Here is a 247-nt window from a genome sequence, read left to right as displayed (position 1 = left end):
ATTGCCATGCCCCACTCAACCCTTGCCACGGCGCCGGTCGCCGAGGTCGATGACTGCTATCGCAAGATCACCTGGCGGCTGATGCCGCTGTTGTTCGTCTGCTACATCTTTGCTCACCTGGACCGCATCAACATCGGTTTCGCCAAGCTGCAGATGACCCAGGACCTGGGCTTCAGCGACAGCGTCTATGGCCTGGGTGCCGGGCTGTTCTTCGTCGCCTACGCGCTGTTCGGAGTGCCCAGCAACC

The 247-nt window shown here is 61.5% G+C and carries 1 pseudogene; it reads left to right on the top strand.

The window, feature by feature from the left end:
- Nucleotides 1-6: 6 nt before the first annotated feature.
- A pseudogene (locus SB756_RS33610) lies at nucleotides 7-247 on the top strand (MFS transporter); the annotation flags it as partial.

The organism is Pseudomonas sp. SIMBA_068, assembly GCF_046534705.1.
Taxonomy (GTDB): Bacteria; Pseudomonadota; Gammaproteobacteria; order Pseudomonadales; family Pseudomonadaceae; genus Aquipseudomonas; species Aquipseudomonas putida.
The sequence above is the reverse complement of the archived record's forward strand: the minus strand, read 5'-3'. Positions and strand labels throughout refer to the sequence as shown.